A 21,370-nucleotide genomic window follows, 5' to 3' on the forward strand; every position below is an offset into this window, starting at 1 on the left:
TGTTTTATAATGTCAGTGGCTTTTATAGAAGAAAGACTCGATTCTTCTATTAAGTTGCTTTTATTGATTTTAATAGGAGGGGGAATGGCTCTTGTGGCAGGATTTCGGCCGAGTGATATAGACCATGATTATTCTAATTATGTGAATCTCTATAACAGTAGTTATGATATTACAACAGAAATATCGTTCGTCTTGTTGTCTTATCTGGTCTATTATGTGTTTGATAATGTCGTCTTTTTATTTCTGATTTATGCTATATTGGCGTTGTCACTTCAGATTCTATCCATAAGAAGATTGACCGATTTATATTTTCTGTCTCTTTTGGTTTACTTGAGTAATTATTATTTGCTCCATGGTATGAATCAGATAAGGGTAGGGGTTGCGTCTGGTTTCTTTTTATTTGCACTTCAATATTTGAGGACCGGAGACCGATTTAGGTATTTGTTATGCATTTTTTGTGCAACTTGTTTTCATTATACTGCCGGAATTCTTGTGTGTTTTGTTTTTTTTTCTAATGAGATTTTTAAAAAGTGGCAATATATATTTTATGCATCAATCATACCTTTTTGCTATCTGATATATTTTTTGAAGATGGATTTTTTATTGATGCTTCCTATTCCTTATATAGAAGAAAAAATGGAGATTTACCGTTCTTTACAGGAACAAGGATTATGGGATGAGATAAATGTTTTTAATTTAGTCTTTTTGGTAAAAATAGTTATCACTTATTTTTTGCTTTGGAAGTGTGAGTTGATTGCTCGTTTTAATCCGTTTGTGGTTATTCTTCTGAAAGTTGAGATTTTGTCTTTGGCTGCGTTTATACTTTTTTATAATCTGCCTGTTTTTGCATTTCGTTTGAGTGAGTTGTTGGGAGTGGTAGAAGTGATACTATTTCCTCTTTTATATTATACTATAAAACCGGATTATGCATCGAAAGCAATTGTCGGTGTAATTGCTTTAGTGTTTTTGTTTATCGGGGTTTTCTATAATCAAGTCATATACATTTAAATATAGTGCTTTTTGTCAGTGCGGTATGTTTCTAAAGGGTTGGAAATGGTTTTTCTTGAAATCAGATGTTGATAATCAATACTTTTTCGTAACTTTGCCAAAAAGGAGAAAAAAATGGAAGGTGGCAGAGGGTGCTAAGATGAAGGAAATATGTACTTGTGTGTAGCTTCCTTAATGATTATTTATGGATACTAATAAAGAGGCTCAGAATAGTAAACGCATCGCCAAAAACACATTGATGCTTTATATACGCACATTCTTTATCATGATTGTGAATTTATACACTTCCAGGGTAACATTGGATGCCCTTGGGGTAGACGATTTTGGAATCTATAATATAGTCGGTGGCGTAGTAATAATGTTTTCAATCATATCAGCTTCATTATCTAATGCTATTACAAGATATTTGACTTTTGAAATAGGCAATCATAATAAGGCAAAATTAGGGCTTGTTTTTTCTACAAGTGTCAATATACAATTTCTTCTCTCGTTTTTGGTCGTACTTTTGACAGAATTATTAGGAGGATGGTTCTTGTTTAATCGGATGCAGATACCTCCAGAACGTTTGAATGTGGCTTTTTGGGTATTGCAATTCTCATTGTTGACTTTTGTTGTTCAGTTGATAAGTTTACCTTATAACGCCATTATAATAGCTCACGAGAGAATGAATGTTTTTGCCTATGTGGGTATCATTGAGGCTCTACTCAGATTGTCTGCTGCATATGCTATTGTGATTTCATCGTTTGATAAGCTTTTTTTCTATGCCTTATTAGTTGCATTGTCTGCAATAATAGTGAGGTTTATATACGGCTGTTATTGTTCTAAGCATTTTACGGAATGCAAATACCGTTTTGGCATAGATAAAAAATTGCTGAAAGAAATGTTTGGTTTTGCCGGATGGAATTTTCTCGGTACAGGAGCATATATACTCAATACCCAGGGAGTTAATATTGTATCTAATATGTTTTTCGGGGTCGTTGTCAATGCTGCGAGGGGAATTGCAGGGCAGGCGGAGAATTGGGTCAAGCAGTTTATAGGAAATTTTACCACGGCTTTGAATCCTCAAATTATAAAGACCTATGCGGAGAATGATCTTGTAACGTGTTTTAAGATTGTGAGACAGGGGGCGAAGTATTCATATATTTTAATGTTATTCTTTTTTATCCCATTTGTGCTTGAGGCTGATTTTGTGCTTGGAGTTTGGTTGAAGGAGGTACCGGAATATGCTGTGTTATTTTGGCAATTGGCTATGTTGGGGGTCTTGGTAGATTTGCCAGGGGCACCATTGACGACGCTTGCGCAGGCCACCGGAAATATAAAGAAATTCTATATTTATGTCGGTGGGTTAGGATGTGCTGTACTTCCCGCAAGTTATGGATTATTTGAACTCGGATTTCCGCCTGTTGCTGCATACATTACTTATGTTGTAGTTTATACCTATTTGGTTTATGTACGTCTTTTTTTATTGAAAAGACAGATTGGTTTTCCTATACGTCCATTTGTGGTACAGGTTGTAGGAAGAGGGGTTATAGTGACAATTGTTTCGTTTGTTTTGCCTCTTGTTTTGGCTAATACGCTTCAGGAGGGAGGAGAACGGTTTATATATGTTTTTGTCTCAAGTTGTATATCGGTTTGTGTTTCAACTTGGATTATTGGAATGGGCAATAGCGAACGAAAAAAGGTGATTTCATTCGTCAAAAATAAATGTGTTTTATGGATAAGAAAATAAAAATAGCATTAGTGACTTGGCTAGGAACAGGTAATTTTGGTACAAGTTTGCAATCTTATGCTCTACATAAAAAGTTGGAGGATTTGGGCTATGACGTATGTATCCTGCATCCATTTGTTTTTATGAATGGGACATCTTTCTCTTTTTTCCGTTGGTTACTGTATCAGATTAGGAGATATGGCTTGTCGTTGAAGAGAATATTCCGTGCTCGTACTGTCAAGCAGCAAAAATTGGATGTTTTTAATAAAGAGAATTATAATCATAGGATTGTTCATAATTTATCTGATTACCGCTGTTTGTTGTCAGAAGTAGATGTTTTTATGACGGGAAGTGATCAAATATGGAATTGTTGCCATCGTTTTGATTCTTTTATGTTTTTGGATTTTGTAGGGGGCGGGAAGCGGGTTGCTTATGCTTCAAGTATAGGGACAAATTGTGTTCCCGAAAAATATGAAGACCGGGTGAAAGAATTATTGTTCTCATTCCAACATATTGGAGTCAGGGAAGGGTATACGGCTCGATATCTTTCATCTTTATTGGGGAAGAATGTTTCACGGGTTTTGGATCCTACTTTTTTACTTTCATCTCAACAGTGGTTGGATTTTTCCCGGAAAGCTGATATTCCTTTTCGACTTCCATCAAAATATATTCTATGTTACTTTGTGGGGAATAGAAAAGAATACTTGTCTCAAGTCGTAAAAGTACAAAAAACATTGGGTGTACGAGACATTATTCTTTTACCGTCTTTGGAGAGTGGGAGTTTGGAATTGTACCATGCAATGGTGGATGAAAGTGCAGGACCTTATGAGTTTGTACGGTATGTGGCGGAAGCTGAGGTTGTATGTACAGATTCATTTCATGCTTGTGCCCTGTCTGTTAATTTATCAAAGGACTTTGTGGTGTTTAAAAGATTTAAGGATACAGAGCAAGGCTCTCAGAATGGTAGAATTCACGATTTTCTTGATTTGTTCGGGCTTACAGGACGGCTATATGATGATACGGGTATGGATTGGGCTAAGCCTGTAAATTATGGATTGGTACAAGATCTCTTGCAAAAGGAACGGAAAAAGTCTATGGATTATCTTATTCATTCAATAGAGAAATAATATGGTACGTTGGAAAAAATATCTCAAAAGGTTAGGGCGCTTTCTTATCGGTGGATTTCCTGTTCATCATGTGACCGTAGTTACCTTATCTCCAAATGAACTTCTTGAGGGACGTTGTGCTTTGATTACAGGAGGTGCAAGTGGTATTGGATTGGCTATAACAAAGGCTTTTCTGCAGGCTGGGGCATACGTGGTCATGACCGGTCGTGATGAAAGAAAGCTTAAAAAATGCTTTGAGGAATTGGATGGAAGATTTCCCAATAGGGTTTATTTTTATCGTATGGATAATTTGGATGTAAGCTCTTTTGAAGACAGTTTAAGGGAGATACTCACTTTGTTATCAGGAAAAAAGATAGATATACTGGTGAATAACGCCGGTGTGGAAAGCACGGCTATGCCCCATGTAACGGAAAGTGATTTTGATAAAGTTGTTGATACGAATTTGAAAGGAACATTTTTTCTATCCCAATTGTTCGGGAGATATATGGTTGAAAATGAAATAGAAGGAAATATTCTGAATATCTCATCTTCTTCCAGTCTCAGACCGGCTAATTCTCCTTATATTTTGAGTAAATGGGGGATAAGGGCATTAACCATGGGGTTGGCTAAATCTTTGGCACCGCATGGAATTGTGGTGAACAGTATCGCGCCAGGGCCTACGCAAACATCTATGTCGAATTTAGATGACGATTCCGACATTACATTGGTTTCCAGTCCTATCGGACGTTATGTCAAACCTGAAGAAGTGGCACAGATGGCTGTAGTCTTAGTGAGCGGGATGGGACGAACGGTCGTCGGAGATACTGTTTTTATGACCGGGGGATTGGGGAATCTTACAGTAGATGATTATAGTCGACGTTATTCTTTTGAATAATGTGGAATGAAAAAAAGTATAAGAAATATGGAAACTTATTATTCTAGTGAAAAGGGTATACAGATACTTGTCAAGCTGTTAAAAGCTCATCATATAAAGAAGGTGGTGACCTCTCCTGGAGGGACTAATATGATGTTGAATGCTTCATTGATGTATGATGGAGGATTTGAAATGTATTCATCGGTGGACGAAAGATCGGCTGCTTATATGGCTTGCGGAATGGCAGAGGAGAGTGGTGAACCTGTTGTACTTACATGTACCGGTGCCACAGCGGCTCGTAATTATATGCCGGGATTAACAGAAGCCTTTTATAGGAAGTTGCCTGTGTTGGTAATCACCGGTACGCAAGACTTGAGGCGGTTAGGGAATTTGTACGACCAGGTTACGGATCGTAGTGTACATGCCAAGGATATTCTGACTTTTAGTACTTATATCCCGTCAGTACGTGATACGAAGGATGCGGAAAATGCGGCATTGCGTATTAATCAGGCGATTTCGGCTTTGACACTTCATGGTGGAGGACCGGCTCATGTGAATTTGGAAACTACATATAGCCGGGATTTGTCGGTTAAGCAATTGCCGGATGTTAAAGTTGTCAGACGAATTGATTATGATGGGGATTTCCCTCCTTTGCCCCAGGGTAAGATAGCTCTATTTATTGGGGCACATCGTCCATTCACAGCAAGAGAGACGGGTTTGATTGATGCTTTTTGTGAAAATAACAATGCTGTGTGTTTTTGTGACCATACAAGTGGTTATAAGGGGGATTTTAGGCAGGTGGATGCTTTATTGACAGTACAAAATGCACCATGTTTACAGGATATTCGTTTGATGATACATCTGGGAGAAGTTTCTGGTGATCATTTTAATATGGGGGAAAAGGCGCAAGAAGTGTGGCGCGTGAATAGGGATGGACAATTGCGGGACAGATATGGTAAGCTTACTTATTTGTTCGACATGGACGAATCCCATTTCTTTGAGAAGTATGGCCAAAAGCGAAATGTAGGCAAGGGTACACTTTCTTTTTTGAAATCATGTAGAAATGATTATGTCAGATGTTATGAGAAAATTCCGGATTTGCCATTTTCAAATATATGGATGGCTAAACAGTTGTCTTGCAGACTTCCGGAGGGGTGTGCCATACATTTCGGTATTCTAACTTCTTTAAGATCGTGGGATTTTTTTGAGATTCCAAAATCCGTGAATTCTGCATGCAATGTGGGAGGTTTCGGTACGGATGGGACTCTTTCCTCTCTTTTGGGGGCAGCTTTGGTTCATCCTGATAAGTTGTATTTTGGAGTTTTGGGAGACTTGGCCTTTTTTTATGATATGAATGCTTTAGGTAACCGGCATTGGGGGAAAAATATCAGAGTTTTATTGGTAAATAACGGTAAAGGTTGTGAGTTTACTCATTATCTGAATCCTGGTTATATATTTAAAGAAGGTGTGAATCCATATATTGCGGCTGCTGGACATTATGGCAATCAGTCGCGTACATTAGTAAGGGATTATGCCAAAAATCTTGGTATAAATTATTTATCTGCTTCTTCTAAAGAGGATTTTTTAGAAAACATGGGTACTTTTCTATCTACTGAAATTAATAAGTCATACCTTTTTGAGGTGTTTACGCGTGATACGGACGAAAATGAGGCTTTACGTTTGATTACAAGCACCGGATTGGTTGGAGATGTCAAGCAAGTTTTGAAAGAAAAAGTAGGGAATGTAATTGGAGAAAAAGGGATGGAGTTTGTAAAACGTATACTGAAATGATTTGTAATGTCTGAAGAAAATAGTGTGGATATTGTTGTTTGGATGACGGTAATAGGGCCAATTAAAAAGGGGAAATGAAAAAGGTATTGGTTTTAATGTCTACTTATAATGGACAAATGTATTTGAAGGAGCAATTGGTTTCTATTTATGCTCAAAAAGGAGTAGATTGTACTTTGTTGGTACGTGATGACGGGTCTTCGGATTGCACAAAACAGATCTTGGCTGAAGAGGAAAAGAACGGTAACTTACGATGGTATGAAGGGCGAAATGTAGGTCCGGCACGGAGTTTTTGGGATTTGTTGTTAAATGCTCCCAAATGTGAATGGTATGCCTTTTCGGATCAAGATGATGTATGGCATGAAGATAAATTGAAGGCCGCATTAGAACAATTTGGAAATTGTGTGGACAGACCTGCTTTGTATTTCGGACAAACTCAGTTGGTTGATGAAAATTTGTGTCCAATGGATAGTGTAAAGATTCATCCTTTGTTGACTTATGGTGAAGCACTCATGTATCAGTTCGTAGGAGGGTGTACGATGGTATTTAACGATAAACTTAGAAATGAGTTACTGAAGTATACTCCTCGCTATATGAGAATGCACGATGTATGGATTTATGATGTTGCAATGGCATTGGGTGCATGGGTTTGTTTTGATGATAAGCCTTATATCCTATATCGCCAACATTCTCGAAATGCGGTTGGACAAGTGAACTCTTCATTATTCCGGTGGAGAGAAAGAATAAGAAGGTTACGGAAAAATGAAAGGATACGTTCTTCTATTGCCAGAGAATTATGGAATGGTTATGCTGAATTGATGGTGGAAGAACACAAGAAGTTAACGTTTAAGGTGATAAACTATAAAAAATGTTTCAACAAAGTTTCTTTGATTTGCGGACATGAACTTGATTGTGCAAACCATTTTGTGTCCATTTTTGGGAGATTGTCTATTCTTTTTAATTTATTTTGAAAATTTAAATTATGAAATATCCTGTAATTTCTGTCGTTACTATATGTTATAATAGTGTGAATACTTTGGAGGAAACGATAAAGAGTGTGGTGGAGCAGAAGTACCCATATATAGATTATGTAATTATAGATGGAGGGTCAACAGATGGGACTTTGGATATTATAGAACAGTACAAAGAACATTTGGGGTATTTCTGTTCCGAGCCTGACAAAGGCATAAGTGATGCGTTCAATAAAGGTATCTTTCATGCTAAAGGAGATTTGATTGTAATCATTAATAGTGATGATATTTTGCTGCCTAATGCATTGGAGGTGGTTGCAAAGTTTTATGAACCGGATGTGGATGTTTACAGGGGAAACGTGATTATCCGCAACAAAGATACCGGATTTACCGGGCGTGACATCCCCTCTATGAAGTTTCCATTAATGCCGTTTTTTGTGAATGTAGACCATCAGGGTACTTTTGTAACGGCTGTAGCTTATCACCGTTGGGGAGGATACGATTTGAAATTCCGTTATATGATGGATCATGATTTTTTAACACGGGCTTATCAGGGGGGAGCACGTTTTAAATACATTCCGGCTGATTTGGCAGAATTTAGATTGGGAGGAGTCTCAGTGGCTCCTATATCTGCAAAGAGATATGATATTGAGCACATTGTGTTGAATAATGGGGGAGGAAGGTGGTTAGCCAAGTTTTGTTATTTTTATTTTTGGGCTTTTGATTGCGTAAAAAGATTAATTATTTGTATCTTTGGCATAGATATGCTGAAACGCATGCATTACGCCAAAACAAATAAGGGGTAAGTGTGTATTTATGAATGATTAAGTATGAAAGTTTATTTTATAAACCCGCCTTTTAAGGCAGAATATGGTAAATTCTCAAGGGAATCTAGAAGTCCGGCAATAACAAAAAGTGGTGCTTTATATTATCCGTTATGGCTGATATACGCTGCTGCTTATGTAGAGAAGAATGGGCATGAAGTCTATTTTTTGGATGCACCGGCAAAACCTTTAAATGAGGAAGTAACGTTGACTTTGCTTGCGGATAAGGCGGATGATAATACTTTGTTTGTCTTAGATACCAGTACACCTTCCATAAAAAGTGACGTGAGTTTTGCAGGACGTATCAAGCAAATGTATCCACATTCCTTTCTTGTTTTGGTTGGAACCCATCCTTCTGCATGTGCGGAGGAAACATTAGGATATTCCAAGGCGGTAGATGCAGTGGCGATAGGAGAGTATGATGAAACTATAAAAGAATTGGCTGATGCCATTGAGAACCGGGAAGAGCTTCTGCAAGTAAGGGGATTGTGCTTGAGGCAAGGGGAGACTTTTATACGTACGGGGATTATGCCTTCCATAAAGAATTTGGATGAAATCCCGTTTGCTTCCACTTTTATTAAAAACAACCTGAACGAAAGGGATTATTTCTTTGCGGCAGCTACTTATCCTTCTATCCAGATTTTTACGGGAAGGGGATGTCCGTTCCATTGTAATTTTTGTGTGTATCCGCAAACCATGCATGGACATATATTCAGGGCACGTTCTGCAGAGAATGTAGTGAAGGAGTTTGAGTATATTGCGGAGAATTTTCCGGATGTCAAAGAAGTCGTGATAGAGGATGATACTTTCACGGTTAATAAAAAACGGGTTCTGGAAATCTGTAATTTATTGATAAACAAAGGGCTTAATAAACGTTTGAAGTGGCTTTGCAATGCACGGGTAAATTTGGACTATGAAACCATGTGTGCGATGAAAAAGGCGGGTTGTCGGTTGATTATTCCCGGAATCGAATCCGGGAGTCAGCAAATATTAGACAATATAAAGAAGGGAACGAAAGTGGAGCAATTCTATCGCTATGTTTCCGATGCAAAAAAGGCAGGTCTGCTTATTCATGCTTGTTACATGGTGGGTAATTGCGGAGAAACGAGAGAAACGATGAACGAGACTTTGAATTTGGCTTTGAAATTGAATACGGATACGGCACAGTTTTTTCCTTTAATACCTTATCCGGGAACAGAGGCATATACATGGGCTAAATCAAATGGTTATATAGAGTTGGACTATGCAAAATATTGTTTAGCAGATGGAACCCATAATACAGTGCTTTCTTTGCCGGGACTTTCGGCACAAGACATGGTGGATTTCTGTAACAAGGCTCGTAAGAAATATTATTTGCGCTTTAGCTATATCCTTCATAGGTTGAGGGTCGGGTTGGCGTATCCTTCTGATTTGAAGAGGTCTATAAAAGCATTTGGTAAGTTAAAACATTACTTGTTTTCTAAGTAACGTGTCTATGGCGATGGATATGGTATCTGTAATCATGCCGGTTTATAATTCCGGGCGTTTTATAGAAGATTCTATACTTTCTGTGATTTCACAGACTTATTCGTGTTGGGAATTGATTGTCGTGGATGATGGTTCAACAGACAATTCCAAAGATATTGTAGAACAATATGTGAAAAAGGACTCCCGTATACATCTGTTGCAGAACTATAAGCCTTTAGGCATTCCTGCTATTCCAAGGAATATAGGGATACAGCAGGCTAAGGGACGCTTCATCGCTTTTTTGGATAGTGATGATATTTGGTTCCCTACTAAATTGGAACAACAGGTTCGGTTGTTTAATCATAAAAAAACGGCCATTGTTTTTTCTAATTATGAAAAGATGAATGAAGAGGGGCTTCGGGCAGGTCGAATTATAAAGGCTCCGGATACGGCTTCTTATGAATGTTTGCTTAAAGGTAATGTGATTGGAAACCTGACAGGTATTTATGATGTTGCGAAAGTGGGGAAGGTGCTGTTCAGGCCGATTCATCATGAAGACTACGCTTTATGGTTATCTATTTTAAAGAAAGGCTTTATAGCTCGTAATACGAATACGGTAACCGCTTTATACCGTGTGCGGAAAGCTTCCGTGTCTTCACGGAAGTTAGCCGTGCTCTCTTGGCAATGGAATATTTATATGAATGTGGAAAAAATAGGGATTATAAAGTCTGCATATTATTATATTAATTATGCATGTAGGGCTTTGCATAAGAAATTAATTTGATTTCTTATGCAAAGCTTGTTGGTTGGGAAATAGGATTTTCCGCAAATCGGTAAGGTAGGGAAAATATTGTTGGATAATCAAGTTTATCCCTGTTACAGCCAGTAGGGCAATGGAACTTACGGTTAAAGTAAGGGCGTACGAGGCATCGGGAGCGAACAGCGAAATGATGCTGCCGAATAAAGCCGGCATTACTCCGGAGAAGAAGTAAAATATAATGGAGTTCTTTCCAATGTATTCCAACCATTTTACCTGAGGGAGCAAGTGTGAGAGGGTGATGATACAAATAATGCTGCATAGGATGGTCAGATATTCCCATAAATGCATGTAGATGTCCGGTATTGTTTTTTGAAGAAGTGTGGGATTTGTAATCATGATACTGTAAAGGTATACGAAAGCTGCTACTCCGAAAACGTAGGGTTTTGATATTATTTTGTTAATTCGGGATTCGTATCTCAAATATACCCCCCCCAAGCTCATCAATAAGGTAGAAGCCATTCCTGTTTGATAGTACCAAGGAAAAGGGGAGGGGAAGATACCTCGGAGGTGTATTCCCAAAAGGGACAAAAGGGTGCATGCGACTACATAGAACGCCATATGACTGCGTTGGCTCAGTAACAAAACTGCCAATAAGATTTGTGCGACGGATAAAGCGGAAGTAAACCAATAACTGGTTCCTCCCCATACATCATGAAGGTATTGCCCGAAAGATAGGGGATTCCCGTGGAATATCATTTTGGGGATGTAGATTAAGGTCGAAAAGATGAGGGTGGGGATGACTAACCTGAAAATCACGTTGGCTATCAGCTTATGATATTCCTTTTTTGGAAAACTGATTGTTTCGGGAACTTTCATATATTTTTTGAAAAGCAGGTAGCCGCTAATAAAAAAGAATGTGTTGACATAGAACGGTGTCAGAGCATAACCGTATGAAAAACCTGCATCTCCATAGTAGAATTCACTATGGAGCAAGTAAACGGAAATCATGCAGAGTGCGCGGGCTGTATTGATCCATTTGATATTTTTGCTTTGCATCCTTTTAAATTCATGCCTGTTTGATAAGTTTCTTTATTCTCATCTTCGCTTCCCAAGGTAGGGCTTGTACAATGAATTGTACGGAATTATAAAAAGTATATTTTAACGAAGATTTCAAAGTATAGCTTATTTTTAATTTACCGGCCACTTCCATGAGTGCGTGGCATATTTGCATGCGGTCATGACCTGAAAGATATTCTTCCGATGGTATTTCGGATAGTTTTTTTATTATGGCTATTATATGTCCGTTTTCGTGGCGGGTTACGGTTATGTCTGCGTGTGCACCAAGTAAACCTTGAATGATAGACCTTTCCGTTTTGTTCCAGATGACGAGTTTGCCATTCTCTTCGTCAATGTTATACTGGTGAAAACCTTTATATTGTTCCGTTTCAGCTTCGTTAGGATGATGGTTGAGATATAATATGCCCCCGGTCTTCAGTGTGGAGAAGGCTTCCTGTATGCCTTTTATGGGCATGGCAGAGTGGTCGAGTGCATTTTGGATGATGATCAGGTCTGCGTCGTGGCAGGGAAAGAAGTCCGACAAGTATTCCACCATGCCGAATTCTATGTCCGGCAGGTTACGGTGGTACCTTTTCTTAATGTCATTGAACACATCCGCCAATGGGTCTACGTAATGGAGGTCAAGTGCCGTTTTAGTACCATTAATCTCTATATAGTTACCGGTTGCATAGCTTAATCCGCATCCCACGTCCAAAACTTTAGGTTTGCAGGAAGTGCAGGATGAGAGGAAACGGTTTGCGTCAAAACATTCTAAATCGATGATTTCGCCATAGTTTGACCATTGCATCATTCCGTTGAATGTCTGTTTCCAACGATACACATTGTTCCAAAAAGCCTTTTCATAAGGGATTCCGTCAATCCATTGGCTTATGGCCTTTATATATTTTTCCATGTCCGGCTTTGAATAAATATGCCTTTCCCCTCGTGGTGAAAGGAAAGGCATCATGTTCATGAAATATTCTCTTATTTCGCATAACTTACCGAGCGGGTTTCTCGGATAACCGTAATCTTTACCTGTCCCGGATAGGTCATTTCATCTTGGATTTTCTTGGCAATCTCTCCGCTCAGGCTTTCCGTTTGCTTGTCGTCAATCTTGTCCGCACCCACTATGACGCGCAACTCGCGTCCGGCTTGGATAGCGTAGGTTTTCGTGACACCCGGATAACTCATGGCGATGTTTTCAAGGTCGTTCAGCCGCTTGATGTAGGCTTCCACGATTTCGCGGCGTGCTCCCGGGCGTGCTCCACTGATGGCATCGCACACTTGCACGATGGGAGCGAGCAATGAAGTCATTTCCATTTCGTCGTGGTGGGCACCGATGGCGTTGCAGATATCTGGTTTCTCTTTATATTTCTCGGCCAACTTGGCACCGTAGATGGCGTGCGGCAATTCCGGTTCCTCGTCGGGCACCTTGCCGATGTCGTGCAACAGGCCGGCGCGTTTGGCCTTTTTCGGATTCAGACCCAGTTCCGAAGCCATTACGGCACAGAGATTGGCTGTTTCACGGGCATGCTGCAACAGGTTCTGTCCGTAGCTGCTGCGGTATTTCATCTTACCCACGATGCGTACCAGTTCCGGATGCAGGCCGTGGATACCCAAGTCGATGGCCGTACGTTTTCCCGTTTCGATGATTTCTTCTTCCACTTGCTTGGTCACTTTGGCTACCACTTCTTCGATACGTGCCGGATGGATACGTCCGTCGGCTACGAGCTGATGCAGGGCCAGGCGGCAAATTTCCCGGCGTACGGGGTCGAATGCAGAAATGACAATGGCTTCGGGAGTGTCATCCACGACAATCTCCACGCCTGTGGCAGCCTCCAATGCACGGATGTTGCGTCCTTCACGGCCGATGATACGTCCTTTCACTTCGTCGTTGTCAATGTGGAATACGGTCACGCTGTTTTCGATGGCCGTTTCCGTCGCTACGCGCTGTATGCTTTGTATGACGATGCGTTTGGCTTCCTTGTTGGCTGTCAACTTGGCTTCGTCCATGATTTCATTGATGTAGCTTGCCGCGTTGGTCTTGGCCTCGTCTTTCAGGGATTCCACTAATCGTTCACGGGCTTCATCGGCACTCAGGCCGCTGATGGCTTCCAGTTTCTCGCGCTCTTTAGCTTCCAGTTCTTTCAATTCTTCTTCGCGGCGGGCCAGTCCTTGCTGTTGGTTTTCCAACCGTTTGCGGTCAGTTTCTATTTCGCCTTTTTTGCGGTTCAGGTCGTCCTGGCGTTGGTTCAGGCTCAGTTCACGTTGTTTCAGGCGGTTTTCGTGCTGCTGTATTTGTTGGTTGCGTTGCTGCACTTCCTTTTCCAGTTCCGACTTCTTGTTCAGGAACTTTTCTTTCACTTCGAGCAGTTTTTTCTCTTTGATGACTTCGGCTTCTTTGCTCGCTTCTTCGATGATTTGCCGATATTTACCCGTTGCCACATAGCGGAACAAAGCGAATCCTGCTATACATCCGACGATGAGGCAAGCTACGGAGATTATAAATACCATATCTTTTTTTGTTTATAATGAATAATATAAAAATCACGCACCGCTCACCCCGTCCGCATGGTGCGGAGAAAGGGAAACAGTGCGTGTGGTTTTTCCTGTAGAATGAATGTTTTTATTGTGCTTTCGTCCCTAAGGTTTCATCCAAAGTGTCCAACATGCGTTTCATGCTGTCGACGAATGGCTGTGTATCGTTACGGAATTCGTTTTTTTTCAACGAGAGCGCAATGCTCAACGCTGCCATGCACAAATAAATTTCATTGCCCTGATCCGGATACTGGGCTGCGTAGCTGTTGTATCGTTGGTTAATCAGCTTTTCGGCTGCCCGGTAGGCTTCCTCGTCTTTCCGCCGTATGGTGATGGACAAAGGTTGCTGTCCTAATCTCAGGGTTATGGTAAAGTCCTCGCTTACTTCCATGATGTTTTACACATTTAAAAGTGCGATACACTTGTCTACTTCACGCACTAACTTTGATAATCTCGACTTAGCGTTTTTCATGTCTTCGCTACTGATGTCGATCATCTTGGCCGTTTTCAAGTTGGCATAATCTGTTTGCAGGCGGTCGACTTGCGAATGTAGCGCGGCTATGGTGGCGTTTTTTTCTTCCATGATGCGCGACAACGCGGCATAACGGTCTTTCAAGGCTTTGTATTCCAACGCCATTTGAGTGACGCGAGCCTCTAATGTCCGTAATAATGCATCTTCTTCTGCTGTCATTTCTGCCTTCTCGTTACAAAATTAAGAAAAAACGTTTAACGTCCCAAGCGTTTTTTATTTTTTCTCGTCCATGTCTTTGGGTTTAGGCTCTTTCTTGGCCAAAAGGACGATGCGGTGGACATATTCGGTCATCCATGCTTCGCTGTACCCTAAACGCATTTGGTATTGGCGGATGTTGACGCAAGTGCGTCGTATGTTGTCATCGCGCCAGTCGTTCTTGGTCATAATCTGATGTACGGTTTTGGCTGTCATGCCTCGCAGTGCCTTGTGGAACATCGAAGGCATGCGGAATTTCCATTGCATCAGGTTGCCCATGAGCATCATCAGGTCTTGGCTGAATCCCTGGAACATAAGCAGATAGTTCTTGATGTCGTTCACATTGCGGCAGTTACGCTTGATGCTGGCATCTATCTCCTTGAAAAAGTTTTCTTCCATGCCGTAGACATCCATCAGCATGGTGCGGCAACGTTTCCTCTCGCCGATGCCTAGCTTGTTGTTTACCGTGGGGACGTGCAGCGTTTGTTTAAAGATGCGCAGGTCCGGTAGTACGGCCAGATTGCTGATTCCCATTTGCATGGCCATTACGGCTTGGTAATATACACGGATGAGGGTCATGAAGTCCTCCATTCCTCCCACTCGCGAGGTTTCTTCTTGGGGAGCTTTGCCCAATAATTTTGCTATTATACCCATTGTATTTTTTATTCGGTTAAATTCAGGGTACAAATATACAAAAAGGTAGGTGCAGAGGCAAGCGAAAACTCAGTTTTCTGTCATCAGTTTATTCTTGCTCGAAAACCTCCTCGCTCAGTCGCATAAGGTATTGTCCGTATTGGTTCTTCAGCATGGGCTGTGCCACTTCACGCAATTTCTCCGCGCTGATCCAACCCTGACGGTAGGCGATACCTTCCAGGCAGGCCACTTTCAGCCCTTGCCGCTTCTCGATGACTTCGATGAAAGTAGAGGCTTCGGAGAGGCTGTCGTGTGTGCCAGTGTCCAACCAGGCGAATCCCCTTCCGAGGGTTTTTACTTTCAGTTTCCTTTCATTCAGGTAGACTTGGTTCACCGTGGTGATTTCCAGTTCGCCCCGGGCCGATGGTTTGATATGTGCCGCTACGTCCACCACACTGTTGGGGTAGAAATACAAGCCCACCACGGCATAGTTGCTCTTCGGCAAAGCCGGTTTTTCCTCTATGCTCAGACAGTTGCCGGCCTTGTCGAATTCGGCCACGCCGTAGCGTTCCGGGTCGTTCACCCAATAACCGAATACGGTGGCTTTTCCTTCGCGTTCGGCATTGGCCACGGCTTCACGCAGCATACCGGTGAATCCCGCTCCATGGAAAATATTGTCACCCAATACCAGGCAGACACTGTCGCTTCCGATGAACTCGCGGCCGATGAGGAAAGCCTGAGCCAGTCCGTCGGGAGAGGGCTGTTCTGCATACTCGAAGCGTACGCCAAAGTCGCTGCCGTCTCCCAACAGCCGACGGAATCCCGGCAGGTCGTGAGGTGTGGATATGATCAATATGTCGCGGATGCCGGCCAACATCAAGACCGATACGGGATAATAAATCATCGGTTTGTCGAAAATGGGAAGCATTTGTTTGCTTACGCCTTTTGTGATGGGGTAGAGGCGTGTGCCCGACCCGCCAGCTAATACGATACCTTTCATAATATTATATGTATATGTGATTAATAAGCATTTTCCTCATTGTGCTTCAACATGTTCACGAGCGTGCGCCACATGATGCGCAGGTCGAGGCCGAAACTCCAGTTTTCCACGTACCAGATGTCAGCTTTCACCCGGTTCTCCATCTGGTCCAATGTCTTCGTTTCGCCACGGAAACCTTGCACTTGCGCCCATCCCGTGATGCCGGGTTTCACTAAATGGCGCACCATGTAACGTCGGATCAGGCGCGAGTACTCCTGCGTGTGGAGCAGCATGTGCGGGCGCGGTCCTACGAGGCTCATGTCGCCTTTGAACACATTGATGAATTGCGGCAACTCGTCGATGTTGGTTTTGCGCATCAGGTTACCGAATTTGAATTTGCGTGGGTCGTCCTTGGTGGCTTGTAGGCGGTCGCTGTCTTTGTTGACGTGCATGCTTCTGAACTTCAGGCAATAGAACTCCTTTCCGTCCAGTCCGTTCCGTTTTTGTTTGAAGAGAATAGGCCCCGGGCTTTGTATTTTGATGATGATACCCGCAATGAGGTACACAATAGGGAAGACGGTAAATAGGAACACCCCGGACGTAAAAATATCAAAAAGCCGTTTCACTCCACGGTTCACCGGGTCTTGCAGCGGCTCGTTTCGCACGCTCAGTAGCATGGTGCTGCCTAAGTGCGACAATTCCATACGTTTGGTCAGGAACTCCATGAATACGGGCAGGGCGTAGAAACGAATCATGTGGTCTTCGCAGTAACGGAATATCTCGTCCGTTTCTGCCGTATAGTCGGTGTCGGGCACCATGTATAAGTCTGTCACTTCTTGGTGTTGGCGCAAGTAACTCATTACCATCCGCCGGTCTCCCAAATTTTTCAGGTGCATGTCTTCCGGAAGTTCTTTACGGGTGAAGATACCTAAAATCTTGAATCCAAGACTATGGTCGTTCAGTGTATGGTAAATGTCCTCTAAGTTCCACGGATGTCCCACCAATACGACGTAGCGTAAGTTATGCCCTTTCGAACGGCTGTGTTTCAGGATATTGTGCACGATAGTCCGCTCTGCATACAGCAGGCAGAAGAAAAAAGAAGCCCCTATGAGGAGTTCTTCGCCGGCCACGTTCATCCGCCGTATCAGACTGATAGCCGCTATCATGAACAGCGTTTGCAGGCATACGGTGTAAACTGAACGTCCCAAGATGTCATTGCCGTACACCATGTGTTTCAGGAATACGGGTGGGGCTATGTAAAAAGTAGGGAAAATGGTCAGTGCGCCGATGAGCAGTTCTGTTTTCAGGGCGTATGGAAAGCTGAAAGCCAGTGCGAAGCTGTGGGTCAGCGCAAAGGCTAACCAATAACTGGCCATCAGCAATATGATATCGTTGCAGATGATGGCGGATTTTACAATGCCGGATTCTTCCAGATTCTTAATTTTCATATTTTATCTCTTCGAAAGGTTGGTTACGTGACTGCGAATGTATATATTTTTATGGAATCCTACAATAATATATTGTTTTAAATTGATTGAAAATTAAAAAAGCTCGAAATAAAGAACTATTTCGTTTATTTATTTGGAATGTATGTCAAAGATTTCTAATTTTGTGGCTTGAATGGAAATAATCAGAGAATAATTAAGAATAATATGCCCAACAAAACTTTTCAAACAAACGATGCTGTAGAAGAACAAAGTTCCGATTTTAATTATCGTGAGATATTGGATGCGGTCATTTTGCATTGGCATTGGTTTGCCATATCCATTATCGGTTGTCTTTTCGTCGCTTTTTTATATTTAAGGTACAAGGCTCCGGTTTATTCGACTGGAGCTGAGGTCTTGATTAAGGAAGAAGACCCCTATAAAAGCAGGATGCAAGGGAATGCTTTGGCCGACTTTTCTCAGTTGGGAATCTTGACGAACAGCAACGGTTTCGATAACGAAGTGGAAATTTTAAGCAGTAAGACGTTGGCGCGGCGCGCTGTGACTAACCTGAAGCTTTATGTCCGTTATGCGTTTGACGGTACGGTGCGCGACGAGGAACTTTACCGTACATCTCCCATTTTGGCCGACATGTCTTCGGTGGACTTGGACACGTTGGCCATGCCGGTATTTTTGGAAATCAAACCTTTGCAGGAGGGGGGCTATCACATAGAAGGCGAGGCGTTGGAGGAGCGTTTTGAAGCCAATGTCAAGACGCTTCCGGTAAGGGTGAAGACCTTGTCCGGATGGGTGTCTTTGCGGCCTAACCCCGATCCTACCTGTGTGTTTGATGACCGTTCACTGAAGGTTTACATTTATCGTCCGACGCTTATGGCAGAGGCTTTTCTGGAGGCTACTTCCATTGAACCCATTAGCAAGATGACGACAATAGCCCGTATCACGAAGAACGATACGCAACGTCAGCGGGCGGAAGATTATATGAACGAGTTGATTCGCGTGTATAATGAGGATGCCAATGAGGTGAAGAATGAGGTGGCTCTCAAGACGGAAGCCTTTGTCAACAAACGTATCAAGATTATAGATGCGGAACTGGGTACGACCGAGTCGGATTTGGAAATGTATAAAAAGAGGAACCAGTTGGTAGACTTGATGTCGGATGCCGAGGCTGCCTATAAAGGTATAGAAAACTATCAGACGCGGCAGATAGAGTTGCAGACGCAGATGCTTTTAGTGAAATCCTTGAAAGAGTATGTGGATAATCCGGCCAATAATATGGAGATTATTCCGGCAAACCTTGGCCTGACAGATCAGGGCTTGAATAACATTATTGCCGAGTATAACGCCAAGGTTGTGGAGCGTAAACGTTTGCTGAAAACGGCACCTGAGTCCTCGCCCGTTGTGGTATCGGCGACGAATGCCATTGCTTCCCTTTATCCGGGCATCCGCCATTCTCTTTCTACTGTGTATGACAACTTGCGGGTGCAGAAACGGAATGTGGATGAACAGTACGACTTGTTCGTCGGACGGCTTTCCAATGCGCCTACGCAGGAGCGTGTGCTTTCCGATATAGGCCGTCAGCAGTCTGTAAAGGCGGCACTTTATCAGATATTGTTGCAGAAGCGCGAGGAGAACGCCATTTCTTTGGCCTCCACGGTGGACAAGGCGCAGGTTATCGACGCGCCGGAAAGTACTATCCGTCCTATTTCTCCGAAAAAGAAACTGGTGGCGCTTATCGCTTTGGTGATAGGGATAGCCATTCCGGCCGGACTGATATACTTGCTGAACTTGTTGCGTTATCGCATCGAAGGACGTAATGATATTGAAAAGCTGACCGATTTGGCCGTCTTGAGCGATATTTTCGTGGCCGGGGAATTGAAGGACGGAAAAAGGGCGATTGTCGTGCGGGAGAATACCAACGACATGATGGAGGAAACGTTCCGTAGCCTGCGTACCAATTTAGGCTTTGTCATGAAGAAGAGCGAAAAGGTACTCTTGTGCACGTCGGTGATACCTGGTGAAGGAAAGACTTTCGTGTCAACCAATCTGGCCATGAGTATGGCTTTGATGGGGCGCAAAGTCTTGGTGGTCGGATTGGATATCCGTAAGCCGCGATTGGCCAAGTTGTTCGGTCTGGTCACGGGGCATCATGGGCTGACGACTTATTTGGCCGGGGAAGACAGTTCGGACGGATTTTTGCGTGAGCAGATATTCAATTCCGGCATGCATGCCAATCTGGACGTATTGCCTGCGGGTTTGATTCCGCCTAATCCCGGTGAACTGATTACTTCGGAACGTTTGGATGATGCTTTTGCACGTTTCCGCGAATGGTATGACATGGTGATTGTCGATACTCCGCCTGTCGGTCTGGTGAGCGATACCTTATTGTTAGGGCGTTTGGCTGATGCAACTCTTATTGTGTGCCGGTGTGATTATTCTCTCAAACGTAATTTCAATATCGTGAATACGATTCATCAGGAAGGAAAATTGCCGAAGATGAACTTGGTGCTTAACGGGGTAGACTTGCAACAGCGCAAGTATGGTTATTACTACGGTTACGGTAATTATGGCCGTTACGGCCGTTACGGTTCTTATGGCAGCTATGGCGGTTATGGTAATTATGGTGGTTACGGTAAGGAGTCACATGCTAGTAAATCAAAATCCCGGCACGGAAGCAGTCGTTATCTCCGTGAGGACCATTTTGATGATAAGGATTGATACCTTTTTTATATATAGGGTACGGAAAGAAAAAGGGATGGAGGTTAAAACCACCATCTCTTTTTCTTCTTTTGTGCCACGGGTTGGTCTTCTTCCCATTCTTCCTGTAACAGTTGCGCCATGCTTTTCTTTTCTTTGATCATCCGGTAGATGGTACCCCAGTCCGGAAGTCCGCCCAAGTTGCGGTCGTCGATGAACAAGTCTGCTTTCAGCTTGCGGCTGTAATGTCGGTTTTTGTCGGTGTCCTCTTCCGGAAAGTCCTTGTTTACGGCATAAAACTCTACTCCTCTTTGGCGGCACCATTCTACGGCCTCGTCCAACAAACGCCCTTCCCGTACGCTCCATAAGATGAGTTGGTGGCGGTCTTCGATGAGCTTTTTCAATGTTTCTACTGCAAAGGGAATCTCACGTCCGATTTCAGGGTAACGGTGTTCTACGATGGTTCCGTCGAAGTCTACGGCTATGATCATATTCGTCAATTTAAATTGTTTTTGGTGGCAAAGATAGTTTTTTTCCGGGTAAAACGAAAAAAAGTTTCTTCCCTTTGTGCTTTTTCGCGCCTTTGTTCGTAAACCGTGTAAAGAGTCAAAGGAAGACTATACATTAATCTTTAAAAACGTAGAGAAATGAAGAACAGAATCCTTGCAGCCATGGCATTGTGCTGCGCTACTTCTTCAACGATGCCTCTGTGGGCCGCCGAGTATGGCGACCCCACGATTGTGACAGTGGAACCCAATCTTGCAACCGACGGGACGGGAGGGGGAAAGTATTACATCTATCATGTGGCTACCC

The 21,370-nt window shown here is 42.6% G+C and carries 19 protein-coding genes; 10 read left to right on the forward strand and 9 right to left on the reverse strand.

Annotation, left to right across the window (positions count from 1 at the left end; genetic code table 11):
• The first annotated feature begins 9 nt into the window (after nucleotides 1-9).
• From AC5RDV_RS11045 to AC5RDV_RS11085, 9 genes are all read left to right on the forward strand, one after another.
• Nucleotides 10-1,008, forward strand: a complete 999-nt coding sequence (locus tag AC5RDV_RS11045; RefSeq protein WP_261795455.1) for an EpsG family protein — start codon at nucleotides 10-12, stop codon at nucleotides 1,006-1,008.
• A gap of 184 nt (nucleotides 1,009-1,192) precedes the next feature.
• Nucleotides 1,193-2,737 (forward strand): MATE family efflux transporter, encoded by a 1,545-nt coding sequence (locus AC5RDV_RS11050; protein WP_282748474.1) that lies wholly within the window; start codon nucleotides 1,193-1,195, stop codon nucleotides 2,735-2,737.
• A complete protein-coding gene (locus tag AC5RDV_RS11055) occupies nucleotides 2,722-3,843 on the forward strand; it encodes a polysaccharide pyruvyl transferase family protein (RefSeq protein WP_282748475.1) in 1,122 nt (373 codons plus the stop codon). Before AC5RDV_RS11050 ends, AC5RDV_RS11055 begins: the two co-directional genes overlap by 16 nt.
• A gap of 1 nt (nucleotide 3,844) precedes the next feature.
• Nucleotides 3,845-4,717 carry an SDR family NAD(P)-dependent oxidoreductase gene (locus AC5RDV_RS11060; protein WP_282748476.1) on the forward strand — a complete coding sequence of 291 codons (873 nt, stop codon included), beginning with the start codon at nucleotides 3,845-3,847 and terminating at the stop codon, nucleotides 4,715-4,717.
• A gap of 27 nt (nucleotides 4,718-4,744) precedes the next feature.
• The gene (locus AC5RDV_RS11065; protein WP_282748477.1) at nucleotides 4,745-6,487 is read left to right on the forward strand and encodes a thiamine pyrophosphate-binding protein; all 1,743 of its coding nucleotides are present in this window, start codon (nucleotides 4,745-4,747) and stop codon (nucleotides 6,485-6,487) included.
• 74 nt (nucleotides 6,488-6,561) lie between these two features.
• Complete coding sequence (locus AC5RDV_RS11070) at nucleotides 6,562-7,455, forward strand: glycosyltransferase family 2 protein (RefSeq protein WP_282748478.1); 894 nt, start codon at nucleotides 6,562-6,564, stop codon at nucleotides 7,453-7,455.
• 11 nt (nucleotides 7,456-7,466) lie between these two features.
• Nucleotides 7,467-8,261: a glycosyltransferase family 2 protein gene (locus tag AC5RDV_RS11075; protein ID WP_282748479.1), complete on the forward strand. Its 795-nt coding sequence runs from the start codon at nucleotides 7,467-7,469 to the stop codon at nucleotides 8,259-8,261.
• Nucleotides 8,262-8,285: 24 nt separating this feature from the next.
• The gene (locus AC5RDV_RS11080) at nucleotides 8,286-9,746 is read left to right on the forward strand and encodes a B12-binding domain-containing radical SAM protein (protein WP_282748480.1); all 1,461 of its coding nucleotides are present in this window, start codon (nucleotides 8,286-8,288) and stop codon (nucleotides 9,744-9,746) included.
• A gap of 7 nt (nucleotides 9,747-9,753) precedes the next feature.
• Nucleotides 9,754-10,509, forward strand: a complete 756-nt coding sequence (locus AC5RDV_RS11085; protein WP_118146887.1) for a glycosyltransferase family 2 protein — start codon at nucleotides 9,754-9,756, stop codon at nucleotides 10,507-10,509.
• Here the strand turns inward: AC5RDV_RS11085 and AC5RDV_RS11090 are convergent.
• The 8 genes from AC5RDV_RS11090 to AC5RDV_RS11125 all read right to left on the reverse strand — a co-directional run bounded on the left by AC5RDV_RS11090 (nucleotide 10,501) and on the right by AC5RDV_RS11125 (nucleotide 17,866).
• Nucleotides 10,501-11,541 carry an acyltransferase family protein gene (locus AC5RDV_RS11090; protein WP_282748481.1) on the reverse strand — a complete coding sequence of 347 codons (1,041 nt, stop codon included), beginning with the start codon at nucleotides 11,539-11,541 and terminating at the stop codon, nucleotides 10,501-10,503. The two genes, AC5RDV_RS11085 and AC5RDV_RS11090, sit on opposite strands and share 9 nt — an antisense overlap.
• 10 nt (nucleotides 11,542-11,551) lie before the next feature.
• Nucleotides 11,552-12,454 (reverse strand): class I SAM-dependent methyltransferase, encoded by a 903-nt coding sequence (locus tag AC5RDV_RS11095; RefSeq protein ID WP_282748482.1) that lies wholly within the window; start codon nucleotides 12,452-12,454, stop codon nucleotides 11,552-11,554.
• 71 nt (nucleotides 12,455-12,525) lie between these two features.
• Entirely contained in the window at nucleotides 12,526-14,055 is a 1,530-nt protein-coding gene (gene rny / locus AC5RDV_RS11100; protein ID WP_008620564.1) for a ribonuclease Y, read from the reverse strand.
• Between the two features lie 112 nt (nucleotides 14,056-14,167).
• Nucleotides 14,168-14,470, reverse strand: coding sequence for a cell division protein ZapA (locus AC5RDV_RS11105; RefSeq protein WP_008630175.1), 303 nt, complete (start codon nucleotides 14,468-14,470; stop codon nucleotides 14,168-14,170).
• 6 nt (nucleotides 14,471-14,476) lie between these two features.
• Nucleotides 14,477-14,770, reverse strand: coding sequence for a coiled-coil domain-containing protein (locus AC5RDV_RS11110; RefSeq protein WP_008630174.1), 294 nt, complete (start codon nucleotides 14,768-14,770; stop codon nucleotides 14,477-14,479).
• A gap of 54 nt (nucleotides 14,771-14,824) precedes the next feature.
• Complete coding sequence (locus tag AC5RDV_RS11115) at nucleotides 14,825-15,460, reverse strand: DUF8491 family protein (protein WP_130893303.1); 636 nt, start codon at nucleotides 15,458-15,460, stop codon at nucleotides 14,825-14,827.
• A gap of 88 nt (nucleotides 15,461-15,548) precedes the next feature.
• Nucleotides 15,549-16,439, reverse strand: a complete 891-nt coding sequence (rfbA, locus tag AC5RDV_RS11120; RefSeq protein WP_118146889.1) for a glucose-1-phosphate thymidylyltransferase RfbA — start codon at nucleotides 16,437-16,439, stop codon at nucleotides 15,549-15,551.
• A 20-nt stretch (nucleotides 16,440-16,459) separates the two neighbouring features.
• Nucleotides 16,460-17,866 (reverse strand): undecaprenyl-phosphate glucose phosphotransferase, encoded by a 1,407-nt coding sequence (locus AC5RDV_RS11125; protein ID WP_282748483.1) that lies wholly within the window; start codon nucleotides 17,864-17,866, stop codon nucleotides 16,460-16,462.
• 204 nt (nucleotides 17,867-18,070) lie between these two features.
• Here AC5RDV_RS11125 and AC5RDV_RS11130 point away from each other — a divergent pair, with 204 nt between their 5' ends.
• Complete coding sequence (locus AC5RDV_RS11130) at nucleotides 18,071-20,578, forward strand: GumC family protein (RefSeq protein ID WP_282748484.1); 2,508 nt, start codon at nucleotides 18,071-18,073, stop codon at nucleotides 20,576-20,578.
• A gap of 44 nt (nucleotides 20,579-20,622) precedes the next feature.
• Here AC5RDV_RS11130 and AC5RDV_RS11135 read toward each other — a convergent pair whose 3' ends face one another.
• Complete coding sequence (locus AC5RDV_RS11135; RefSeq protein ID WP_008630162.1) at nucleotides 20,623-21,048, reverse strand: BT0820 family HAD-type phosphatase; 426 nt, start codon at nucleotides 21,046-21,048, stop codon at nucleotides 20,623-20,625.
• Nucleotides 21,049-21,370 lie beyond the last annotated feature (322 nt).

This window comes from Paraprevotella sp. (assembly GCF_986071375.1).

Bases quoted from the DNA above. Each gene is read 5' to 3' on its own strand.
- AC5RDV_RS11045 (WP_261795455.1), top strand. From the start codon at position 10: ATGTCAGTGGCTTTTATAGAAGAAAGACTCGATTCTTCTATTAAGTTG.
- AC5RDV_RS11050 (WP_282748474.1), top strand. From the start codon at position 1,193: ATGGATACTAATAAAGAGGCTCAGAATAGTAAACGCATCGCCAAAAAC.
- AC5RDV_RS11055 (WP_282748475.1), top strand. From the start codon at position 2,722: ATGGATAAGAAAATAAAAATAGCATTAGTGACTTGGCTAGGAACAGGT.
- AC5RDV_RS11060 (WP_282748476.1), top strand. From the start codon at position 3,845: ATGGTACGTTGGAAAAAATATCTCAAAAGGTTAGGGCGCTTTCTTATC.
- AC5RDV_RS11065 (WP_282748477.1), top strand. From the start codon at position 4,745: ATGGAAACTTATTATTCTAGTGAAAAGGGTATACAGATACTTGTCAAG.
- AC5RDV_RS11070 (WP_282748478.1), top strand. From the start codon at position 6,562: ATGAAAAAGGTATTGGTTTTAATGTCTACTTATAATGGACAAATGTAT.
- AC5RDV_RS11075 (WP_282748479.1), top strand. From the start codon at position 7,467: ATGAAATATCCTGTAATTTCTGTCGTTACTATATGTTATAATAGTGTG.
- AC5RDV_RS11080 (WP_282748480.1), top strand. From the start codon at position 8,286: ATGAAAGTTTATTTTATAAACCCGCCTTTTAAGGCAGAATATGGTAAA.
- AC5RDV_RS11085 (WP_118146887.1), top strand. From the start codon at position 9,754: ATGGCGATGGATATGGTATCTGTAATCATGCCGGTTTATAATTCCGGG.
- AC5RDV_RS11090 (WP_282748481.1), bottom strand. From the start codon at position 11,541: ATGCAAAGCAAAAATATCAAATGGATCAATACAGCCCGCGCACTCTGC.
- AC5RDV_RS11095 (WP_282748482.1), bottom strand. From the start codon at position 12,454: ATGGAAAAATATATAAAGGCCATAAGCCAATGGATTGACGGAATCCCT.
- rny (WP_008620564.1), bottom strand. From the start codon at position 14,055: ATGGTATTTATAATCTCCGTAGCTTGCCTCATCGTCGGATGTATAGCA.
- AC5RDV_RS11105 (WP_008630175.1), bottom strand. From the start codon at position 14,470: ATGGAAGTAAGCGAGGACTTTACCATAACCCTGAGATTAGGACAGCAA.
- AC5RDV_RS11110 (WP_008630174.1), bottom strand. From the start codon at position 14,770: ATGACAGCAGAAGAAGATGCATTATTACGGACATTAGAGGCTCGCGTC.
- AC5RDV_RS11115 (WP_130893303.1), bottom strand. From the start codon at position 15,460: ATGGGTATAATAGCAAAATTATTGGGCAAAGCTCCCCAAGAAGAAACC.
- rfbA (WP_118146889.1), bottom strand. From the start codon at position 16,439: ATGAAAGGTATCGTATTAGCTGGCGGGTCGGGCACACGCCTCTACCCC.
- AC5RDV_RS11125 (WP_282748483.1), bottom strand. From the start codon at position 17,866: ATGAAAATTAAGAATCTGGAAGAATCCGGCATTGTAAAATCCGCCATC.
- AC5RDV_RS11130 (WP_282748484.1), top strand. From the start codon at position 18,071: ATGCCCAACAAAACTTTTCAAACAAACGATGCTGTAGAAGAACAAAGT.
- AC5RDV_RS11135 (WP_008630162.1), bottom strand. From the start codon at position 21,048: ATGATCATAGCCGTAGACTTCGACGGAACCATCGTAGAACACCGTTAC.